The organism is Psychrobacter sp. bablab_jr014 (assembly GCF_016464015.1).
In the GTDB taxonomy this organism is placed as follows: Bacteria; Pseudomonadota; Gammaproteobacteria; order Pseudomonadales; family Moraxellaceae; genus Psychrobacter.
Genome location: NZ_JACDXT010000057.1, coordinates 1 through 1,439, shown reverse-complemented (window position 1 = coordinate 1,439; position 1,439 = coordinate 1). Strand labels below are relative to the sequence as shown.

2 protein-coding genes are annotated in these 1,439 nt (G+C 33.4%); both read right to left on the bottom strand.

The window, feature by feature from the left end; translation table 11 throughout:
* Nucleotides 1-82: replication/maintenance protein RepL (locus tag JIE71_RS12340; protein ID WP_171001933.1), on the bottom strand; the 82-nt coding region annotated here is incomplete at its 3' end.
* Between the two features lie 821 nt (nucleotides 83-903).
* Complete coding sequence (locus tag JIE71_RS12335; protein WP_061737795.1) at nucleotides 904-1,380, bottom strand: replication/maintenance protein RepL; 477 nt, start codon at nucleotides 1,378-1,380, stop codon at nucleotides 904-906.
* Nucleotides 1,381-1,439: the final 59 nt, after the last annotated feature.

The window sequence follows — 1,439 nt, the reverse complement described above, 5'->3', positions numbered from 1 at the left end:
TATCTACCTCTATGACTTCTCCACTTTCTTCGTCTATGAGCCTCTGAGAGCCTTTATAGACTGTTCCATATCTCTCTTTCATATTTAAACCTCCTATATTTCTTTAATTATGAAATAAACATAACACAAATGAAAAAAAAGTAAAACAAATTATGAAAGAAATTACAACAAATTATGAAAGAAATTACAACAAACAAATTCCTTATAAACATTATCATCTCAAGCTATATTAAGATTTTACCTAGTTGAATCTTCTTTTCTATATAAAGCGTCGGAGCATATCAGGGGGTTCTTCTCCATATAAATGCTTCCCTTCGGCTCGCTAACGCTCGGCATTGACATGGAGCCTCTGAAACATTCGCTAACGCTCATTCCCCCTGAACCCCCATGCTCCAACAGCAAAAAGGAAACTTTTTGCTGCTTTCCGACGCTTATTCACTTCGTTCATATTTATATAGAAAAGAAGTGAATGCGTTTATGCTTACGTTTATTTTTTGATATATGGCTAGCATTTTGCAGGGGGATTGGGGGGTATGCCCCCAACAAGTGTATTTGCAACCACGAAATGAGCGTAGCGAATGAAGTGGCTAGCAAATACGATGATTGCCAAACCTTAAAATTACATTTTGAAATGAGAAAATTTTTGACGAGCAAAGCGAAAATGATAGCCACTTTACGTGGCGATTGGTGCAGGTTTTAAGTTGGATTAATTCCAACTTAACAACCAATCCAAATCATTTGAACGATATCGTGAAGTCAAAAAGCAATTATTTTAAAATGTAATTTTAATGGTGGGTTGTTGTTTGTAATATAGCTTTTTTCTGCGAATATGTATGAGCAGATCAAAAGCTATATAAAAAAGGACTAGTATTGGCTAGTCCTTTCCTTATTATTTATGCTATATTACTCTTTGAAAGAATAATAATCTGATAATGCATTTTCTTGCTTTTCTGATGCCTCTTGCTCAAAGTTCCCAAATTCGAGTAAGAGGTATTTTTGTTTTTGGTCATCGCCTCTCATAAGTAGCTCCGGATTAAGCATTAATGCACCTGTTTTTCTTTTGATTATATTTCCTTCTTCTAAGATTTTTAATGTTGTTATTACGGTTCTTGAACTTGTATTGGTAGCTTTTGCTATCTCTCTAGTAGTTGCTATTAATGTATTATTACTTAAATGGACATTATCTAGTATATAGTTAACGATTTTGAGTTTTTTACCGCCAATCATATCTAACATACTTATTAATTGAACTATATAAGCCTTTACGAAGTTACCAGACGTTTGTTTACGGTATAACTTATCTACCTCTATGACTTCTCCACTTTCTTCGTCTATGAGCCTCTGAGAGCCTTTATAGACTGTTCCATATCTCTCTTTCATATTTAAACCTCCTATATTTCTTTAATTATGAAATAAACATAACACAAATGAAAAAAAAG